General features: G+C 61.2%; 16 protein-coding genes. 7 read left to right on the top strand and 9 right to left on the bottom strand.

The window, feature by feature from the left end; all coding sequences use genetic code 11:
* The 4 genes from PSFL_RS14430 to PSFL_RS14445 form a co-directional block, all read right to left on the bottom strand.
* Complete coding sequence (locus PSFL_RS14430; protein WP_397470196.1) at window positions 1–546, bottom strand: hypothetical protein; 546 nt, start codon at window positions 544–546, stop codon at window positions 1–3.
* Entirely contained in the window at window positions 536–3055 is a 2520-nt protein-coding gene (locus tag PSFL_RS14435; RefSeq protein WP_397470197.1) for a fimbria/pilus outer membrane usher protein, read from the bottom strand. Before PSFL_RS14435 ends, PSFL_RS14430 begins: the two co-directional genes overlap by 11 nt.
* A 7-nt stretch (window positions 3056–3062) precedes the next feature.
* Window positions 3063–3779 carry a fimbria/pilus chaperone family protein gene (locus PSFL_RS14440; protein WP_397470198.1) on the bottom strand — a complete coding sequence of 239 codons (717 nt, stop codon included), beginning with the start codon at window positions 3777–3779 and terminating at the stop codon, window positions 3063–3065.
* 111 nt (window positions 3780–3890) lie between these two features.
* Window positions 3891–4547 (bottom strand): DUF1120 domain-containing protein, encoded by a 657-nt coding sequence (locus PSFL_RS14445; protein ID WP_057440460.1) that lies wholly within the window; start codon window positions 4545–4547, stop codon window positions 3891–3893.
* 480 nt (window positions 4548–5027) lie between these two features.
* On the opposite strand from PSFL_RS14445, the gene ppx reads away from it, so the two are divergent.
* On the top strand, window positions 5028–6530 hold the full coding sequence (ppx, locus tag PSFL_RS14450) for an exopolyphosphatase (RefSeq protein WP_170044539.1): 1503 nt from the start codon (window positions 5028–5030) through the stop codon (window positions 6528–6530).
* 3 nt (window positions 6531–6533) lie between these two features.
* On the opposite strand, the gene PSFL_RS14455 is transcribed toward ppx, so the two are convergent.
* From PSFL_RS14455 to hemB, 3 genes are all read right to left on the bottom strand, one after another.
* Entirely contained in the window at window positions 6534–7943 is a 1410-nt protein-coding gene (locus PSFL_RS14455) for an amidase family protein (protein WP_170059928.1), read from the bottom strand.
* Between the two features lie 233 nt (window positions 7944–8176).
* A complete protein-coding gene (gene ppk1, locus PSFL_RS14460; RefSeq protein WP_057960957.1) occupies window positions 8177–10399 on the bottom strand; it encodes a polyphosphate kinase 1 in 2223 nt (740 codons plus the stop codon).
* A gap of 18 nt (window positions 10400–10417) precedes the next feature.
* On the bottom strand, window positions 10418–11431 hold the full coding sequence (gene hemB / locus PSFL_RS14465) for a porphobilinogen synthase (RefSeq protein WP_057960958.1): 1014 nt from the start codon (window positions 11429–11431) through the stop codon (window positions 10418–10420).
* 218 nt (window positions 11432–11649) lie between these two features.
* Between hemB and PSFL_RS14470 the strand changes: the two genes are divergently transcribed.
* Complete coding sequence (locus tag PSFL_RS14470) at window positions 11650–12294, top strand: DedA family protein (RefSeq protein ID WP_057960959.1); 645 nt, start codon at window positions 11650–11652, stop codon at window positions 12292–12294.
* On the opposite strand, the gene PSFL_RS14475 is transcribed toward PSFL_RS14470, so the two are convergent.
* Window positions 12275–13510 carry a sterol desaturase family protein gene (locus PSFL_RS14475; protein WP_397470199.1) on the bottom strand — a complete coding sequence of 412 codons (1236 nt, stop codon included), beginning with the start codon at window positions 13508–13510 and terminating at the stop codon, window positions 12275–12277. The genes PSFL_RS14470 and PSFL_RS14475 overlap by 20 nt on opposite strands.
* Before the next feature lie 114 nt (window positions 13511–13624).
* Between PSFL_RS14475 and elbB the strand changes: the two genes are divergently transcribed.
* The gene (gene elbB, locus PSFL_RS14480; protein WP_397470200.1) at window positions 13625–14290 is read left to right on the top strand and encodes an isoprenoid biosynthesis glyoxalase ElbB; all 666 of its coding nucleotides are present in this window, start codon (window positions 13625–13627) and stop codon (window positions 14288–14290) included.
* A gap of 91 nt (window positions 14291–14381) precedes the next feature.
* Here elbB and PSFL_RS14485 read toward each other — a convergent pair whose 3' ends face one another.
* Entirely contained in the window at window positions 14382–16280 is a 1899-nt protein-coding gene (locus tag PSFL_RS14485; protein WP_198817204.1) for an FTR1 family protein, read from the bottom strand.
* A gap of 303 nt (window positions 16281–16583) precedes the next feature.
* Here PSFL_RS14485 and PSFL_RS14490 point away from each other — a divergent pair, with 303 nt between their 5' ends.
* From PSFL_RS14490 to PSFL_RS14505, 4 genes are read left to right on the top strand one after another with little or no spacing between them, the layout of a single operon-like run.
* Window positions 16584–17981 (top strand): COG3014 family protein, encoded by a 1398-nt coding sequence (locus PSFL_RS14490; protein WP_057960963.1) that lies wholly within the window; start codon window positions 16584–16586, stop codon window positions 17979–17981.
* Between the two features lie 10 nt (window positions 17982–17991).
* Entirely contained in the window at window positions 17992–18360 is a 369-nt protein-coding gene (locus tag PSFL_RS14495; protein WP_029289599.1) for a YcfL family protein, read from the top strand.
* A 35-nt stretch (window positions 18361–18395) separates the two neighbouring features.
* Window positions 18396–18983 (top strand): penicillin-binding protein activator LpoB, encoded by a 588-nt coding sequence (gene lpoB, locus PSFL_RS14500; RefSeq protein WP_397470201.1) that lies wholly within the window; start codon window positions 18396–18398, stop codon window positions 18981–18983.
* A gap of 3 nt (window positions 18984–18986) precedes the next feature.
* Window positions 18987–19727 carry a hypothetical protein gene (locus PSFL_RS14505; protein WP_057440467.1) on the top strand — a complete coding sequence of 247 codons (741 nt, stop codon included), beginning with the start codon at window positions 18987–18989 and terminating at the stop codon, window positions 19725–19727.
* The last annotated feature ends 95 nt before the right edge of the window (window positions 19728–19822 follow it).

Consider the following 19822-nt stretch of genomic DNA (forward strand, 5'->3'; position numbering starts at 1 on the left):
TCAGGCGCCGGGTACCCATTCGAAACTGCCCTGCCCCTCAAAGGCCGTTTCGTCACGCACTGCCAGCCCGACCGCTGGCACAAAGGTCTCGATGTTCACCAGCGCTGTAAATCGGCGCCCGTGTATCGGGGCGCCGCCTGCCCATGCGACCAGCGTCTGGCCGGGCAACAACTGTCCGCTTGGCGGCTCTCCCGACACCCGCAACTCCACCGCCTGCCCATCCACCTGAGGATGCTGCAGGCTCAGGGTGAAATAGCCTTGGCGGCCGAACCGAAAGCCTTTCGACCCGGCAGACACCCCCGTGAAACGCAGGGCCATGGGTGCCGACTCGGCACAGGCGATGTTCAGTTGCAGCGTGCGTTTCCCCAGGGCCAACTGGTCTCCCGCCCGCTCCGCGCTGCGGATCAAACCGTAGTCGACCCGGGGCTGGCTCAAGGACATACGGCATTCACCCGCCAGCGCTTCCCCCGGCATCAGCCCCGCCCACAGCAGCACGCTGCACAGAGCGAGGCCAGGCCCAAAGCGGTTCAGGGATTCACTGCGCACGGCAGACTGCCGAACCTGTTTCGTAGAGTTTGTCGTCATCGGTTTCTGGCTCAGGGTTGAGTTGCAATACACAGGAGGTTGAATCCGGCAGGGAGACGCTCAGGGTTTGCGACTCGTCCAGATTGTTCAGGAACACAATGCCCTCACCCACCACGCTGGTCAGGAAGGCATTGCCCGGGCCGAATACCGAGGCCCCTTGAGGCAAGGGGCGCCCTTGCTCGTCACGCACTTCCAGCAGCAGGCGGCGCACTTTCACCACCTCGAAATCAACGGTATTGAAGGATCCACGACCCGCCGTGAGTGCCTTGGTGCCGTTTTTCAGGTCGACACGCTTGGGCAGGGAGCGGGTCTGCACCTCAACGTTACTGTTGAGGTAGGCCGGCAAACCGGCGATCACCGCCTGCCCGCGATAATCGGTCCAGACCGGGCCCTGGGGGGTCGCGACCTTGACCGCGCCAACATCGCCCACCGAGACGATGCCAAAGGTGTCCTGGACGGCGTAGGGCGAGAACGTCACACCGCGTTCATGGGCCACCACGCCGCCCTGCAATTGCCCGGTGTAGCTGGTACTGAAAGAGTCGCGACGCATGCCCAAGCCAACCTGGGTGTAACGCGGTATGGCATTTACCCGGCCTTGAACCGACTGATCACCACTCGTCTGCTCCCGGGCAACACCCACCTCATAATTCACATAGTCGTTCACCCGATCACTGAACGCGCTGCCGAACTCCACCTCGCCCCCGCGCCGGCTGGCATAGGAAGTGACACGACGTTCGCCGCCAAATGGCATGGTGACTTGCAATCGCAGCGACAGCCCTGTCTCGAGAGCATCATTGCGCTCGTGGCGGCGGATATTCCGCTCCTTGCGCGGTCGAGCCCCACCCACCCGGGAGTCGGCGATCAACGACACCTGAGTGCCACTGAAGTCTCGGTTCCAGGAGGCAAAGACATGTTCAGCCGATTGCCCGTCAAATTGCGCACTGTGCGAGTAGCTGATGGAGAAGCCACCCAGCAGCGGGTCAGCCCAGCTCAGGCCCAGGGTGTATTGGTTCTTGAAGCGCGCGTCCAGGTCGTCGCGGGCGCTCGACAGCCCGGCCTCCGTGACTTCGCGATACCCCCGCGTCTGGCGTGTAGCGCTGAGGTTGGCCTCAAGGCTGGCAGACAGCGGGCTACTCAATGAAATGGAGCTGCGAGCGCCGCTGACATTGCCTGAACCATCGCGAGACAGGTTGTGACGCCCGCCCACTGCCAGCCGCTGGAAAAAAACGCTGCTCCATGTTCCGCCCGCGGCCTGGTACTCGTCAGTGCTCAATAGGCCAAAACCCAGCGAAGAACTGCGCCCAAGGCCCCAGGTACCACTGGCCATCGCCACCACCGGGGGCTCCCGCTCGTCCAGCGTTGCGCCCCGCACCTTGCCCATGGAAAAGAAGTAGCCCGGCACCACCGGCACACTCGCACCAAAGGACGCCGCAGGTACCCTGAAGCTGTGCCCACCGCCACGGGTGCCAATCACGTTCACCTCCAGGTCGCTGGTGCCATTGAGCAACGGCAGGTCAGTCAGGGAAAAAGGGCCTTCCGGTACCAGGGTGGTATGGATCAACACCCCTGACTGGCGCACCTCCACCCTGGACGGGCTGCGAGTCAGCCCTTCGACCACCACCGCGCTGCCGCCGGCCGCGCGCGACTGCCCATCGGGGAACAGTTGCAGGCCGGAGAGCTGCAGCCCGCCGAACACCGGGTTGTTGCTGGAGATCTGACCCACCTGGAAGGTCGAGCGCAGGCCCGCGAAGTCGCGCTGGGCGTAGGCGTTCACATGCTCACTGCTGGCCTTGCCATTATCGGAGATATAAAACTGGCGACTGCGCACAATCCAGTTGCCCAGGTTGAACCCCGCATCGGTATAGGCGGAGACGGAGCGGGAAGAGCCACTGTTGAAACGATCCTCAAAACCCTGCACGTCGTAGTTGAACAAGGCCGCCATGCCACCCTGGGAAGCATTGCCCCCGCCCCATTCAAACTCGCGCATCGACTGGGTGGGCACCACCAGGGAGACTTCATCGCTGCCAGGGCTCAGCCGCACAAGGGTCGCCGGGTACTCACCGACAAAATCATGGCACGCCTGATCGCGCGCGATGCCCTGCCGAGTGACCGTCGCCGGGACGCGCAGCCCGGCCTTTTCCAGCAGGCCGGGGGTAAAACACAGCTGCCCTTCATAGTCGAAACGCGCTTCCACCAAGCCCAGTGGGTTGCCGTTGACCCTCAACCCGACCACATGGACGCCCTCGCGAAAGCGCGCCGCACTGCGAAAATAATGGGCAACCTTCGGGTCAATACCGTTCGCAGAGAGAACGGCAAGATCAAACCCCTCTCCCAGCTCCAAGGCATGGGCAGGCCCGCTGCACAGTGAGGCCAGCCCGATGACAATGCCCGAGCCATACGCCAGGGAGCCCGGGGCCCGGAAGAACGATGCGGACTGATTGAAACAACCGGCTTTATCGACAGTTCTCATAGCTCGATCAACCCGCCTCGACAGCAACGGGAGCCTGGTAGACGGAGGTCGAATAGCCGTAGACCGTCGCCGGTTGAATCTCGACGGCATTGACCCCTGCGACATTGCCCTCGACCGTGGTCCAAAGCGTTTCGCCAGGCAGCACATAGGTGCGCGACAATATTGCCGGGCGCTTGGCCGGCAGCAGCTGCACCTGTAAACCCAGGCGGACAACGTAGGCACTGTCGTTCTGCACGGCCAGGCGATTGCCTTGCAGGGTCCACTTGAGCAACTTCCAGGGATCTTCAAGCCGCGGCAAACCCTGGGGGTGTAGGATCAGCGGCAGGTCCTGGCGAATGGTGATACCAATGGTCGCACGCCCTTCGGCCCTGGCCTGGGGAATCCCTTCAAAAGTGACCCGCTTCAAGCGTTGAGTCTTGAGTGGTTCCTTGAGGGTTGCGATAAAGCGCACTAGTTGTGTTTCGCCAGGTTCCACGCGCGCAATCGGCGGCGTAACAATCAATAATGGTTCCGGGTCTTCAGCAAGATTTTGAATGACCGAATGTAATAAAGCCGGACCGGCATCGGCATTCTTGACATTAATAGTCGCTTCGCCATTTTCTTCATAAAGAATTACAACAGATGTTTCAGGCTCCATACCGTCAGCCAGTACGTTGCCATGTAGTAGCAGAGATAGACTTACGCCCCCTAGCAGGGCAGTAACTGTATTGAAAAGAAAACTCATCAAGTTCTACCCACACACAATTTAAGAGACCGTCAATAGACCCAGGACTGTAAGCAGCCCGCACGCAGTCGCAACAGCCAGTTACGACTGCAGTGCGGATTTACTACCTGTTTAGATACGAGTAACGACTAAGGTGGCAAGGCCGTTCAAAGGAACATCCTTGCTCAGGTCCAGGGCGCTGCCCCGGTTGATGACGGCCTTGACGTTGATCGTGCCGCTGACAACGTTGACCAGTGCTGGAACCGGGCTGGTGGTGCGGCTCCAGGAGTGCTGGTACGGGAACTTGTCGACCCGGCCATCGGCGCTATACATCCAGGCTGCGACAGAACTGGTCCTTTTGAGCGGTAGCAGGCTGGCACCGGCGCTGGACAGGTTCGAAAGCCTGACCGAATAGCCACCGGTACGCCGGCCATCCACCGCACCCAGGCCAAAGTTCTGGGATTCAGCGAAGCCGGTTCCCAGGATACCCGCAACGGTGCTGGCCGCCTGCGTGTCAGATACCGACAGCGCCATCTGCGTAGCCGCGGTGCCGCAGTTCACGGACAGCGGCAGGGTTTTCTCCTGCAAGGGGTTGAAAGCATTTGGCAAGATAGAAGCTGCACTGATCTGACCATAATCAATGACGCCGCTGCTGATACTGACCGTGCAGGGCGCTGGCTTGATAGTACCAATGACCCTCAAGTTCCCCGAACCACTTGTATCGGCGTGTGCAACCACGCTTGCGGCCAAACAGACAACACCCATTACCAAACCAGATATTTTTTTCATGCTGAACCTGTCACTAGAAGTTATCAGGTGCCTTTATTCCTACCCGGGCAATTGCATTGCCCAACATCCCGCCATCCGTGACAAATGAGCTGTAAATAAATAACACCAAGGCAGAATTGCCGAGTGACAGTCTCTCCCGCATGCACCCCACTAAAGAATAAGACAATACCCTGATTACTGTCAGAACAATAAAAAACAATCGTCGCCTTAACCCAACTCAAGAGTAGTACCAAAAAAATAACCAATGGGTATAACTGATCTTAAGATGTAGGTTAAATCAAGAGAAGTTTCCAAATTTTGAAATTCTACTGTTTCCCATAGATCCTACGGAATAATTACAAGGAACCAATGGAGCCCCCCTACATTCCCTACAAACCTGTGTCCCGAACCTCCGTAGGAGAACTCCTCTGCGCACTACGCGTTGGCGTCAGCGTTTGATCGTGGCACGATGGCGAGGTTATCGACCGAGATCCCCTACCCATGCCGCAATCCCAAGCCAAGAATCTGTCCCTGATCGCCGCCATCGACCTGGGCTCCAACAGCTTTCACATGGTCGTGGCCAAGGCCCAGAACGGTGAGATCCGCATCCTTGAGCGGCTCGGCGAAAAGGTACAACTGGCTGCCGGAATCGACGACGAGCGCAAGCTCAACGAAGAGTCCATGCAGCGCGGGCTCGATTGCCTCAAGCGTTTTGCCCAACTGATCAACGGCATGCCCCAGGGCGCCGTGCGCATCGTTGGCACCAACGCGTTGCGCGAAGCGCGTAACCGCGGCGAATTCATCCGCCGTGCCGAGGAGATCCTCGGGCACCCGGTAGAAGTGATTTCCGGCCGTGAAGAAGCACGCCTGATCTACCTCGGCGTCTCCCACACCCTGGCCGATACCCCCGGTAAGCGCCTGGTGGCCGACATTGGCGGCGGCAGCACCGAGTTCATCATCGGCCAGCGCTTCGAGCCGTTGCTGCGCGAAAGCCTGCAAATGGGTTGCGTCAGCTACACCCAGCGCTATTTCAAGGACGGCAAGATCACCCCGGCCCGCTACGCCCAGGCGTACACGGCGGCGCGGCTGGAGATCATGAGCATCGAACACGCCCTGCACCGCCTGACCTGGGATGAAGCCATCGGCTCATCCGGCACTATCCGCGCCATCGGCCTGGCCCTGAAGGCCGGCGGCCATGGCACCGGTGAGGTGAATGCCGAAGGCCTGGCCTGGCTCAAGCGCAAACTGTTCAAGCTCGGGGATGCCGAAAAAATCGACTTCGACGGCATCAAGCCCGACCGCCGGACCATCTTCCCTGCAGGCCTGGCAATCCTCGAAGCCATCTTCGACGCCCTCGAACTGCAACGCATGGACCATTGCGATGGCGCCCTGCGTGAAGGCGTGCTCTACGACCTGCTGGGTCGCCATCACCACGAAGACGTGCGTGAACGCACCCTGGGCTCGCTAATGGAGCGTTACCACGTCGACCTGGAACAGGCGGCGCGGGTCGAGCGCAAAGCGTTGCATGCCTTCGACCAGGTCGCTGCAGATTGGGAACTGGAAGACGGGGTCTGGCGTGAACTGCTGGGCTGGGCCGCCAAGGTCCATGAAGTAGGGCTGGATATCGCCCACTACCATTACCACAAACACGGTGCGTACCTGATCGAGCACTCCGACCTGGCAGGGTTTTCCCGCGAGGACCAGCAGATGCTGGCGCTGCTGGTGCGCGGCCATCGCCGTAACATCCCCAGGGACAAGTTCGCCGAGTTCGGCGCCGAGGGCATCAAGCTGATTCGCCTGTGTGCCCTGCTGCGCTTTGCGATCCTGTTCCACCACATTCGCGGCACTCAGCAGATGCCGCAAGTCACCCTGCGCGCCAACGGCGACAGCCTGGATGTGGTGTTCCCTAAAGGCTGGCTGGATGAGAACCAACTGACCCAGGCGGATTTCGCCCAGGAAGCCGAGTGGCTGACGCGAGTGGGCTTCAGCCTGAATGTGCACTAACCCCTAGACGCTCTCGGACGACACCGGCGCCCCCGGCAGGAACGCCGGCTCACGAATAGCCTGCGTGGCCTGTTCATAACCATAGGCGACCGAGAGCAGTGTGGCTTCACTGTTGCCCGTACCGTAAAAGTGCAGCGCGGTCGGCATACCCTCATCATCCATGCCCGAGGGCACCGAGATGCCGGGGTAACCGGCGGCGGCGGCAAAGTAGTAACTGTCGGCGCGAAAGTTCGACACGATGGCATCGAGGCGGTGTTCGCTCAGCGGCTTGTCGAGGGTGCCTTTGAAAATCGGCAGAACGGCCGCCCACAGTTGCTCGCGCTGCTCATCCGTCACGTCCAGGCTGTTGATGTGCTCCAGCAACGCCTGGTCCGGTTCCCCGGCTTGCTTGTCGCGCTCGTTGAAGGCAATCAGTTCAGCCAGCGACTTCACTGGCAGCCCTTCCCGGGCGGCCAGGTAACTGTCCAGGTTTTGCTTGATCCCGGCCAGCAGCGCGTCACTGTATTGATCGTAAGCCTCACGTGAGACACCCGCGTCCAGCCTGCCTATCGGCACCATGACTGCCCCCTTGGCCCCGAGCATCGCGATCGCGTCTTCGAAGTGCTTCCGGTCCGCACGCAGGGCCGGGTCCCTGGCGTCTTCAGGCGACAGCACCGGCAGCGGCGTGTAGCCAATGCGCTTGCCCTGCAAGGCATCCGGTGTGAGCCCGGCGGTGTAGGCCGTTGTTTCGGTCATGGCATTGAGCGCTTCGCCAGCATCGCGCACGTTGCGCGTAAAGGTGCCCACCGCGTCCAGTTTTGAACTGGTCATCACCCCTTCGGTACTCACCAGCCCGGCCGTGGTTTTCAAACCGACCACGCCGTTGTAGGCCGCCGGGGCAATCACCGAGCCATTGGTCTCGATGCCCAATGCCAGCGGCACAAGCCCCTGGGCGACCGCCACCGCCGATCCCGAACTGGACCCTGCCACCTGCCCTCCCAGCCGATGGGGGTTAAGCGTTTGCCCACCACGGGAGCTCCAGCCATCCACCGGCACGCTGGAGCGGAAGTTGGACAGTTCGCTCATATTGGTCTTGCCCACGATCACAGCCCCGGCCTTGAGCAAGTTATCCACAACCTTGGCGTTTTTGCTCGTCGGTGAGCCGACCAGCGCACGGGAACCGGCACTGGTGTGCATTTTCCCACTGGTTTCGAAGACATCTTTCAGGGCAATCGGCACGCCGTGCAAAAAACCGCGCACGGTACCGCTGGCTCGCTCCTGGTCACGCGCCCGAGCCTGTTCACGCGCATCGGGGTTAACCTGCACAAAGGCATTGCCGCCCTGCAGACCCTGATCGATGTTGGCAATACTTTTTAATGAGTCCCGCACCAGGGACTCTGAAGTGACTACCGCCCCAGCCATATCGGACGCCATGGCCTGTGCACTGCGGTAGCCCTTCGGCGGCAAGGCCAGCGCCTCGAATAGCCCCGCAGTTCCGAACCCGATACCTATGCCTGATCCCACCATCGAAAACTCCTTAACTGCCCTGTACAGGCTATCGTCTGATAGCCCAAGGTCAGTCTAGGAACGGGAGCATGGGATCCCCAACCTGGGAAATCTGACGGTCCTGTCCGATTTCCCAGTGAGGGATGTAGGTCTAGTCGATATCAGCGAACCGCCAGCAACGGGCTGCCCAACCGCTCCAGCAACGTGGCCTGGGCACTGCGCGGGTTCTGGTTGCCCGTCGGGGTGTTGCGCACGTAGCGCCCATCGGACTGCAGGCTCCAGCTGTGGGTGTTATCGGTCAGATAACTCTCCAACTCTTTCTTGACCCGCATGATCAGCTTCTTGCCTTCCACCGGGAAGCAGGTCTCCACACGCTTGTCGAGGTTGCGCTCCATCCAGTCGGCGCTGGAGAGGAACATCTGCTCTTCACCGCCATTGAGGAAGTAGAACACCCGCGTGTGCTCCAGGAAGCGGCCGATGATCGAACGCACGTGGATATTGTGGGACACCCCGGCAATGCCCGGGCGCAGGCAGCACATGCCACGCACCACCAGGTCGATACGCACGCCGGACTGGCTGGCCTTGTACAGCGCGCGGATGATCTTCGGATCGGTCAGCGAGTTGAACTTGGCGATGATGTGCGCCGGCTTGCCGTCGAGGGCGAACTGGGTCTCGCGGGCAATCATGTCGAGCATGCCCTTCTTCAGGGTGAACGGCGCATGCAGCAGCTTTTTCATGCGCAGCGTCTTGCCCATGCCGATCAACTGGCTGAACAGTTTGCCGACGTCTTCGCACAGCGCGTCGTCGGAAGTCAGCAAGCTGTAGTCGGTGTAGAGCTTAGCGTTGCCGGCGTGATAGTTACCGGTGCCCAGGTGCGCGTAACGCACGATCTCACCGGCCTCGCGGCGCAGGATCAGCATCATCTTGGCGTGGGTCTTGAAGCCCACCACGCCATAGATCACTACCGCACCGGCCGCTTGCAGGCGGCTGGCCAGTTGCAGGTTGGACTCTTCGTCGAACCGCGCACGCAGCTCGATCACCACCGTGACTTCCTTGCCGTTACGCGCGGCGTCCACCAGCGCATCGACGATTTCCGAGTTGGCACCGCTGCGGTAGAGGGTCTGGCGCACGGCCAGGACATGGGGGTCCTTGGCGGCCTGGCGCAACAGATCGACCACCGGGGTGAACGACTCGAACGGGTGCAGCAGCAGAATGTCTTGCTTGCTGACCACGCTGAAGATGTTTTCGCTGTTTTGCAGCAGTTTCGGAATCTGCGGGGTGAACGGCGTGTATTGCAGCTCCGGATGGCTGTCCAGGCTGGTGATGCTGAACAGGCGCGTCAGGTTCACCGGACCGTTGACCTGGTACAGCTCGGTCTCGGCCAGGTTGAATTGCTTGAGCAGGTAGTCCGACAAATGTTTGGGGCAGGTATCCGCCACTTCCAGGCGCACCGCGTCACCGTAGCGCCGCGAGAACAGCTCGCCACGCAGGGCGCGGGCCAGGTCTTCGACGTCTTCGGTGTCTACCGCCAGGTCGGCGTTTCGGGTCAGGCGGAACTGGTAGCAACCCTTGACCTTCATGCCCTGGAACAGGTCATCGGCGTGGGCGTGGATCATCGACGAAAGGAATACATAGTTATCGCCAGCCCCCCCGACCTCTTCCGGTACCTTGATGATGCGTGGCAACAGGCGCGGTGCGGGGATGATCGCCAGGCCCGAATCACGGCCGAAGGCATCGATCCCTTCGAGCTCGACGATAAAGTTCAGGCTCTTGTTCACCAGCAGCGGGAACGGGTGCGTCGGGTCCAGGCCAATCGGGGTGATGATCGGCGCGATCTCGTCACGGAAATAGCGTCGGACCCAGGTCTTGAGCTTGACGGTCCAGTTGCGGCGACGGATGAAGCGCACTTGGTGCTTTTCCAGCTCCGGCAGCAGGATGTCGTTGAGGATGGCGTATTGGCGATCCACATGGCCATGCACCAGCTCGCTGATGCGCGCCAGGGCCTGGTGCGGCTGCAGGCCGTCGGCGCCCGCCTGTTCACGGGCAAAGGTGATCTGTTTCTTGAGGCCGGCGACACGAATCTCGAAGAACTCGTCCAGGTTGCTGGAGAAGATCAGCAGGAACTTCAAACGCTCCAGCAACGGATAGGACTCATCCAGTGCCTGTTCCAACACGCGGATATTGAATTGCAGTTGCGACAGCTCGCGATGGATGTACAGGCTGCTGTCATCCAGGTTCGGAATCACGATAGGCGGTGCCGCCACCACCGGCTCCGCGACCACGGCAGGCTGCTCAGGCGCAAGCTCCGGCGGGGTTTCGGCAACCTGTTCAACTACCGGGTGCGCATCTTTTACGGCAACTTCTGTGAGTCCTTCGGTATTCATCGAGTGTTCCTGTGAGGGCTATTGTTGCTCTCTAAGCAATTGGGCGGCACGGGCGGCAAAGTAAGTCAGGATGCCATCGGCACCCGCACGTTTAAAGGCGGTAAGGGATTCCAGGATGACGCCTTCACTCAACCAGCCATTTTGAATCGCAGCCATGTGCATGGCGTATTCACCACTGACCTGATAGACAAAGGTCGGCACCTTGAATTCCTCCTTGACCCGATAAAGGATGTCCAGATACGGCATACCGGGCTTGACCATCACCATATCAGCGCCTTCAGCCAGGTCCGCCGCCACTTCGTGCAGGGCTTCGTGGCTGTTGGCCGGGTCCATCTGGTACGAGGCCTTGTTGGCCTTGCCCAGGTTCAACGCCGAGCCGACCGCATCGCGGAACGGGCCGTAGTAGGCGCTGGCGTACTTGGCTGAATAGGCCATGATCCGCACATTGACGTGCCCGGCCAGTTCCAACGCCTCGCGGATCGCCTGAATCCGGCCGTCCATCATGTCTGACGGGGCCACCACCTGGGCGCCCGCAGCGGCATGGGACAGCGCCTGCTTGACCAGTGCGTCGACGGTGATGTCGTTCTGCACATAGCCTTCTTCATCCAGGATGCCATCCTGCCCGTGGGTGGTAAACGGGTCCAGCGCCACGTCAGTAATCACCCCCAGCTCCGGGAAACGCTCGCGCAGGGCGCGGGTCGCACGCTGGGCAATGCCTTCGGGGTTCCAGGCCTCGGCGGCGTCCAGGGACTTGAGCCCGGCGGGTGTGACCGGGAACAGCGCCAGCGCCGGGATCCCCAGTTCAACCCACTGCGCCGCCTCTTGCAGCAGCAGATCAATGGTCAAACGCTCGACACCCGGCATCGACGCCACCGCTTCCCGACGATTTTCACCGTCGAGCACAAACACCGGCAGGATCAGATCATTCACCGTCAGGACGTTTTCACGCACCAGACGACGGGAAAAATCATCACGACGGTTGCGGCGCAGACGGGTAGCGGGAAACAGGCGTTGGGCGGGGGTAAAGCTCACGGCAGACTCCTGAGCCCGGCTTGACGGGCGAGCGTGACAGTTATAAGCGGCCATTATGACGAAGGAATGACAGTTGTGCTTACTCATACGACCGGCATGTGACCTGTAGTCGCATTCATGCTTTCCGTAGGAAATGTTCACTTCGTGACACATCTCGATACTTTCATGAATGTTCACGAAGGCGTAGGCTGCGCGTTCATTTCGCCAGCACCCAGACAATGCTCCAACAATTTCTGAATGACTTTGGCTACTTTGCCCTCTTCCTGGGGACGTTCTTTGAAGGTGAGACCATCCTGGTTCTCGCAGGCTTCCTTGCGTTCCGCGGATACATGGATATCAACGTGGTGGTGGTGGTGGCGTTCTTCGGCAGCTACGCCGGCGACCAGCTCTGGTACTTCATGGGCCGCAAGCATGGGCGCAAATTGTTGGCGCGCAGGCCACGCTGGCAACTGCTGGGCGATCGGGCACTGGAGCATATCCGCCGACACCCCGATATCTGGGTTCTGAGTTTCCGCTTCGTCTATGGCCTGCGCACGGTCATGCCCGTGGCCATTGGCTTGTCCGGCTACCCGCCGGGGCGCTACCTGTTGCTCAACGGCATCGGCGCGGCGATCTGGGCAGCAGCACTGGGCGCGGCGGCCTACCACTTCGGCGCCGTGCTCGAAGGCATGCTGGGTAGCGTCAAGAAATATGAGCTGTGGGTGCTGGGTGCCTTGCTGGTACTCGGCCTGGGCTTGTGGCTGCGCCGGCGCATCCGCAACGCCCGCCTGACCCGGGAAAACTGCGCGGCCGAAAAAGCCCGGCTGGAGCAGGAGCAACTGGCCGAGCCGAAAAAGCCCGAGCCTACGACACCCATCGAGTAAGCCGGCCCCTGCAACAGTAGAGGCCGATGACACTGAGCAGGCTATAGCTGGCCAGCCCCGACCAGCCCAACGCACTGGCCGGCCACAACCCGACCAGCGGCGCCAGCCACACCAGCGGCACATTCAGCCCCAACCGCAGCAGCTCGGCCTTCAAGGCCCACGGGCGATTTTCCAGGGCCACGCCCAGGGTAAACAGGCCCAGCGCCATCACACTCCAACCCAGCACAAGCGCAGCCGTCAGCATGCCCTCGCCAACATTCATCAGATAGCTGCCCAAACCCACATACGCGGCAAATTGCAGGGCGATGTAAATCTGCTGGCGCGCGTCCAGGGGCACCTCGAATTTACGGAACTGGCTCAAGTCCGGCTTGGCCAGTGGGTACTTGGCCTTGACGTCCGCCGGGCGCCAGCCGGTGCGCATGAACCAGATGCGCAGTTTGTCCCACCCACTTTCGGTACGCCGGGCATCACTCCACAGCTGGGCATAGAACTGCAGGTTGGCCCACAGCGGATTCCAACTGGCCAGAGGCGTGGTCACACCAAAGATCACCGGCTCGTTTTCGTCTTCTTCCTGGAACGAGCCAAACAAACGGTCCCAAATAATGAACACCCCGCCGTAGTTGCGATCCATGTAGAGAGCGTTCTGTGCATGGTGGGCCCGATGATTGGACGGGGTGACGAAAAACCACTCGAACCAACCGAGCTTGGGCACATGGCGGGTATGCACCCAGAATTGATACAACAGGTTGAGCGACGCCACGCTGATAAACACCAGCAGCGGCACGCCGACGACAGCCAGTGGCAGATAGAAGATCCAGCTCAGCAAAAAGCCCGTGCTGGTCTGGCGCAAGGCGGTGGTGAGGTTATAGTCCTCGCTCTGGTGATGCACCGAGTGCGCCGCCCACAGAATATTGCGCTCGTGGCCGCAGCGATGCAGCCAGTAGTAGCAGAAGTCGTAGAGGACAAAGGCGAACACCCAGGTCCAGACGCTCTGGGCTGGCAGCTCGAACAGCGCCCAATGCTTGAGGGCGAAGGCGTAGGTCAGCAGGCCCACGCCTTTGGTCAGCAGCCCAGTGGTGGTGGACAATACACCGGTGCTCAAGCTGTTGATGGCGTCAGCCACCCGGTAGTTGCGCTCGCCGCGCCAACGGTCAGCCAACAGTTCGACCACAATCAAGGCAATGAAAAACGGTACCGCGTAAGGGACGAAGTCCATGGGCCAGTCCGGTCAATTATTGTTACATCAAGGTTAGGCCAGTGACCGGATATCCCAATGGCAATGCGAGACAAATAAGTAGACATTTAACGCCATAAATCAGGAGAAATGCCCATGAGCAAAAAGATTGCAGTGATCCTTTCCGGCTGTGGCGTGTACGACGGCGCTGAAATCCATGAAAGTGTTATCACGCTGCTGCGCCTGGATCAGCGCGGCGCTCAGGTTCAGTGCTTTGCCCCGGACATCGCGCAGCTGCATGTGATCAATCACCTCACGGGCGAAGAAATGCCCGAGTCGCGCAATGTATTGGTGGAGTCGGCGCGCATCGCCCGAGGCGAGGTGAAAGACATTCGCGAGGCCCGCGTGGAAGAGTTCGATGCGCTGGTCGTGCCCGGAGGTTTTGGCGCGGCGAAGAACCTGTCGAACTTTGCCATCGAAGGCGCCGGTTGCAGCGTCAACCCGGACGTACTGGCACTGGCCGAAGCCTTTGCCGAAGCAGGCAAGCCCGTGGGGCTGATCTGCATCTCGCCGGCCCTGGCGGCAAAAATCTACGGCCCAGGCGTGACCTGCACCATCGGCAACGACGCCGACACCGCGGCCGCCCTGGACAAGATGGGCGCCACCCACCAGGAATGCGCGGTAGACGAAATCGTCGAAGACAAGGCGCGCAAGCTGGTGAGCACGCCGGCCTATATGCTGGGCAAGAACATCAGCGAAGTGGCATCGGGGATCAACAAGCTGGTGGACCGGGTACTGGAGCTGACCCACGAAAACGACTGAATGGGCGACACCGATTAAAAACGTGGGAGCTGGCTTGTGTGGGAGCCAGCGCCCACACAAGCCAGCTCCCACAATTTGACCGCCAGGACCTTCAGGAAGCCGCCACCCTGCGCTTATCGGCCAACCGGCTGCGGCTGTACAGCACCACAATCGCAATGATCGCCACGGCCTGGGCACTCAACGAATACGCATCGGCATGGATGCCCAGCCAGTCGAAGTCAAAGAACGCCACCGGCCGGGTGCCGAAGATGCCCGCTTCCTGCAACGCCTTCACGCCATGCCCGGCAAATACCACCGACAGCGCGCACAGCAACGCCGCGTTAATCCCGAAGAACAGCGCCAACGGCAGCTTCGCCGAGCCGCGCAGGATGATCCACGCCAAGCCCATCAACAGCACCAGCGCCGTGGCGCCACCGGCCAGTACCGCGTTATGCCCGGCAGGACCGGCTTGCAACCACAGGGTTTCGTAGAACAGGATCACTTCGAACAGTTCGCGGTACACCGAGAAGAACGCCAGGACCGCAAACCCAAAACGCCCACCGCCGCCGACCAGGCTGCTCTTGATGTAGTCCTGCCAGGCGGCCGCGTGGCGTCGGTCGTGCATCCACACCCCGAGCCACAGCACCATCACGCTGGCAAACAGCGCCGTACAGCCTTCGAGCAGTTCACGCTGGGCGCCGCTGACGTCAATCACATACGCCGCCAGGGCCCAGGTCGCCGCACCGGCGACCAACGCCAGGGCCCAACCGACGTTGACACTGCGCACCGCCGATTGCTGGCCGGTGTTACGCAAAAAGGCCAGGATTGCCGCCAGCACCAGAATCGCTTCCAACCCTTCACGCAGCAGAATCAGCAAGCCCGAGATGTAGCTCAACGACCAGCTCAGGCCGTCGCCGCCCAACAGGCCGGCCGCTTCAGTGAGTTTGCCCTTGGCCACGTCCAGGCGCTGCTGGACCTGCTCGATCGGCAAACCATCCTGCAACGACTGCCGATACGCCATCAGGGCTTTCTCGGTGTCCTTGCGCACGTTGGCATCGACGTTGTCCAGGGAGCTTTCCACCAGCTCGAAGCCTTCCAGGTACGCCGCTACCGACAGGTCGTAGGCCTGTTCGTGCTCACCGCTGCGGAACGCTGCCAGGCTCTTGTCCAAGGTGGCAGCGGTGTACTCCAGCAACTGCGCCGGGCCACGCTGGACCTGGGGCGGCTGGGCGCGCTGGGCGCGGAACACCCGGACCGCGTCCGGCCCCTCGGCGGCCAGCACTTCTTCCGGGGTCTGGCGTGCCAGGTCGGCCAGGTTGAAGGATTTTTCGCTTTTTGCGGCGGTCGGGTCGGCAGTAAAGCCGGCGATGTAGGTGGCCAGGTCCCAGCGCTGCCGGTCATCCAACTGGTCGGCGAACGACGGCATGTCGGTGCCTTCGACGCCCAGGCCCAGGGTGTTGTAGATGCCGTAGAGGCTCAGGCGGTCCAGACGCTGGGCATCGCGCAGGTTGGCCGGCGGTGGGGCCATACCGACACCGGCCGGGCCATCGCCCGCACCGGCGTCACCGTGGCACACCGAACAGTGCTGGGCGTACAGCGGCGCACCGCGCGTAGGGTCCGGGGTAATGGCCGGCGCCTGGCTGACCTCATAGGCGGCCGCCAGTTGCGCACCCAGTTGACGCGCCTGGCGCGCTACCGCGTTGCCATCCTGGCGGTTAGTGACAGCGGCCAGCAGCTCATCGACGCCTTTGACCAGGCTCGCACGCTCGGGCTTGTCGGGCAGCTCTGCCACCAGCCCCTGCAACACGCCGAGAAACTCCACCTGTTCGCGGTATTCGGAGTCGTCGACCACCTTGCCCGCCTCCACCGTCGGCGGATAGTCAGCGCCAATGTAGTCCAGTAAATGCAGGGCCTGGGGCGCACCCTCTGCGGTAGCAGCCAGCAGATTGAAGCTGCACGACACCAACGCCGGCAGCAACAGCCAGGCGAGAAAACGGGAGGGGGCAGTCATGAATGAATCCCAAATGGAAACAAGAAGTAACACATTGTCGAATGTTAATCGGTTTGACTCAAGACGTTAGTGCTTTGGCCGCTGAAATGACTCGCTCAGGTAGGGGCCAACCCTCAAAGAAAGCAGCGGAAAAGCCATTGTTTTGCCAGTAACGAGGCCTATAATGCGCCGCCTTCGTTATCGCGAAACGGCATTTAGGCTCCTCTTTTTATGAGGGATGTGTGGGAAAAGGTTTTTCCTGCGCTTGGTTATTTGGCCCGACCAGCCCCTTCGGCCGATTACGCTCAGGGAAGCAGCACCTCAATGGCATCTCGCGTCTTTACCTCCCTTGCCCTCGCGGCACTCACGCTGCTGTCGGGCTGTTCGATGTTCCGCAGCTACGACACTGAACTGCAAGCCACCAACCAGCAGTTGGCCAGCGGCAATGTCGATGGCGCGCTGACCCTGCTGGAGAAGAACAACAGCAGCGAAGACAAAGACCTTCTCTACTACTTCGAAAAAGGCGAGTTGCTGCGGGCCAAGGGCGATCTGACCGGCAGCCAGGCGGCTTGGCACCGGGCAGACCTGGTGGTGTACAAGTGGGAGGAGTCGGTCAAGTTCGACACCGAGCGCTATCTCGCGCAATTCGGTAGCTTTCTGGTCAACGACAAGGTGCGACGCTACGAAGGGTATGACTATGAAAAAGTCATGCTCACCACCCAGATGGCGTTGAACCTGCTGGCCGTCAATGACTTCGACGGCGCGCGCACCGAAATCAAGAAAACCCACGAACGCGAAGCGGTGATCGCCGAACTGCGGGACAAGGAATACCTCAAGCGCGAAAACGAAGCCGAGCGCCAGGGCGTGGCCACGCAGTTCAAGGATCTGCGCGGCTATCCGGTGGAAAGTCTCGATGCGCCGGACGTGGTGGGCCTGAAGAACAGCTACCAGAGCGCGTTCAGTCATTACCTGGCCGGTTTCATCTACGAAGCCTTGGGCGAAAAGGACCTGGCCGCGCCGGGCTACCGCAAGGCCGCCGAACTGCGCCCCAATACACCGTTGCTGGAACAGGCCCTGCTCGACCTGGATGCCTCCCGCGTGGCCGCTGACGAAAGCGACGTACTGATTGTGGTGCAGAGCGGCCTGGCGCCGGCCCGCGACTCGATCCGCCTGCCGTTGCCGATCCCTATCGACGGGCATTGGGTGATCACACCGCTGTCGTTCCCGGTGATCAAGCCAGACACTTCGACGGCCACCTTTGCGCAGATCGGCGTCGATGGTCGGCAGCAGAACCTCACGCCCCTCAACAGCACCACTGCAATGTCGCGCCGCGCCCTGCGCGACGACATGCCGGGGATCATCCTGCGTACCACCGTGCGCGCCATCAGCCGCGGCGTGACGCAAAAAAACCTCAACCAGACCAACCCGATGGCCGGCCTGGTGCTGGGCATCGCGTCCGCCGTCACCGAAGGCGCCGATACCCGCACCTGGCGCACCCTGCCGGACCTGACCCAGGTCACGCGCCTGCGCCTCAAGCACGGTGAGCACCAGGTGAGCCTGCCCAATGCCTTGGGCGGCACCCTGGTGACGGTCAAGGCCGAACAACGCCATCAGGTGATCACTTTGCGAGTGGTCGGCAACCAGGTCTTCACCAGCGGCGTGGCCGCCCATGTGGTCGCGAGCAACCCGGCCCAGGCCGTCGCCAGCCTCAAACAACCTTAAGGAGCACGCTATGCGTCATTTCATCCTCGGCGCCCTGGCGCTGATCTTCCTCGCCGGTTGCGCCACCCCGCCGCCGGAACCGGGCAGCGCCGCGAGCAAAGTCGTGGTGATGGGCAAGTTCAAGGGCATCGCCGTCGGCGCCATTCGGGTAGCCCGCGAGAACGGTTTCCTGACGGCCAAGGTGCAACTGAGCAACATCACCAGCAGCAACCAGATGATGTATTACCGCTTCGCCTGGCTGGGCGCCGATGGTTTCCCGGTGGGTGACGAAGAAACCTGGAAAGTGCTGAACCTCTACGCCAACCAGGCCACCTTCCTGCCGGCCATCGCCAACCTGCCCCAGGCCGCCGACTTCCGCCTTGAAGTCAAGACGCCTTGAGCCAGCCCCCTATTCAGTTTTCGAGAGACATTCCCATGTTTGCACGCTTTTCGTTCCTCGCCGTAATCGCCGTCCTGGCCAGCGGCTGCGCCAAAACCTCGCCGGTCATCGGCGGTAAAAATATCAGCTACGGCGACACCAAGGCCGTGGAACTGGTGACCAACGAGTTCGGTTCCACCGACCTGCAGATGATCGCCGAAAGCATGACCCGCTCCCTGGCGCAGTCCGGCATCCTCCAGGGCCGCCCGGTGGTGCAGGTGTATGACGTGAAGAACAAGACCAGCGAGTACATCGACACCCGCGAGATCACCACCTCGATCAAGACCCAACTGATGAAGACCGGCACCGCCCGCTTCGCCAGCGACAACACCGATATGCAAAGCCAGGTCGACCAGCTCAAGCTGCAAAACCAGAGCGGCCTGTACAAGAAATCCACGGTCAGCAAGACCGGCAACATGGTTGCCGCCAAGTACCGCCTGGAAGGCTCCATCAGCTCCATCGTCAAGCGCAGCGCCGACTACAAGGACGTGTTCTACAAGTTCAGCCTGCAATTGATCGACGTCGAAAGCGGCCTGGCGGAATGGATGGACGAAAAAGAAATCCGCAAGACCACGGAGCGCTAAGCCATGCGTCCATGGATCGGCATCATCGCCCTGCTGTGCAGCGTTGGCGCCTGGGCGGCGCCGAAAATCGCGGTGACGGACCTGGCCTACGAGGCGCGCGTGGAGGAATACATCCACGCCGTCGCGGCGACCAATAACTTCCAGGCCAGCCCCTACAACGCCAGCGGTGCGTCCAGCTACACCGAGTTCGAGAGCCGCAACAGCTACATCGAACAGAGTGAGCTGCGTAAATTCAGCGGCGATATCAAGGGTGAGATTCTCAAGTCGCGCCAGTTCCAGTTGGTCCAGGGCACGCCCTACACCAGCGAGGCCAAGGGCGATGTGTACGACGTGATCAAGCGGATCAAGGCCGGCCACTTCAAGGGCGCCGACTATGTGCTGTTTGGTACTTTGTCGGATATCGACTTCACCCAGGACATCAACGCCCTGGATCGCACCAACAGCTATTCAGCGGTGCTGGGGCTGGCGGTCGTGGCGGACTTCAGCCTGATCAACACCCGCACCTATGAAATCACCTCGGCGTTTACCGCCATGGGTGAGGGCCAGGACACCAAGCTGGTGAACAGTCGCGACGTGCGCGTCAGCCTGAGCCGGCCACGGGTGGTGAAGGAAGTGTCGAAAACCTTGGGTGAAGATGTGGCGCGCCAGCTGCAGGAGCAACTGGGCGGTGGCTACCAGGAGCCTGGGCAGCCGGCGTTGCGCAACAACCTGCCAAGGGATGAGGCGCCGAAAATCCTGCACTGAAGCTCAATGGCTCGGCTAGCACACATCAATGTGGGAGCTGGCTTGCCTGCGATGCAAGCGCCGCGGTGTCACTGATACACCGCAGTGATGCGATC

The organism is Pseudomonas sp. DD1 (assembly GCF_044510355.1).
Taxonomy (GTDB): domain Bacteria; phylum Pseudomonadota; class Gammaproteobacteria; order Pseudomonadales; family Pseudomonadaceae; genus Aquipseudomonas; species Aquipseudomonas shahriarae.